The 589-nt window shown below is 53.5% G+C and carries 1 pseudogene; it reads right to left on the bottom strand.

From position 1 onward, the window contains the following. Positions 1 to 576: pseudogene (locus ACT3TJ_RS18030) on the bottom strand (IS5 family transposase); the annotation flags it as partial. Positions 577 to 589: the final 13 nt, after the last annotated feature.

Below are 589 nucleotides of genomic sequence, written 5' to 3' on the forward strand. Positions count from 1 at the left end.
TGTTGTTTGATCTTTTGGGGATGATCGGGTTGATGCCCCCTGCCCTGGCATGGTCACGGATGCCCTCTGAATCATAGCCCTTGTCAGCAATGAAGTGGTCGGCTTGATCGACCTTCTTTATGAGGTGCTCTGCAACCGTGGCGTCGTGGACGTTACCCCCAGTGACTTCAAAATCGACCGGATTTCCATGCGCATCGGCGAGCATATGAAGTTTGGTGGTAGCTCCTCCTCGTGATTTTCCAATGGCCCGCTCTTCTCCATGCCGAGCTCCACTCGCATGCTGGTGAGCGCGGAGGTAACTTCCGTCGGCGAATACCCACTCCGCATCAATTTCGCCTCGTAGCTCAAAAAAAATTGCTCCCACAGTCCTTTGGTGGCCCAGCGGTTGAAGCGATTATAGGCCGTTTTCCAGGGGCAAAACTCACTTGGAACATCGCGCCAGGGAGCGCCGGTTCGGAGTTTCCAGAGTATTGCTTCCATCACATTTCGATCATTGGGCCAGCGGTGGCAACCCTTTGCTTTCATGGTGACTTGAAGCTGTTCCCAAATGTCATCGGTCAAAACATATCGTGTCATGGCTGTACTCCCC

This window comes from Halomonas sp. AOP30-A1-24 (assembly GCF_052378165.1).
In the GTDB taxonomy this organism is placed as follows: domain Bacteria; phylum Pseudomonadota; class Gammaproteobacteria; order Pseudomonadales; family Halomonadaceae; genus Vreelandella; species Vreelandella citrativorans.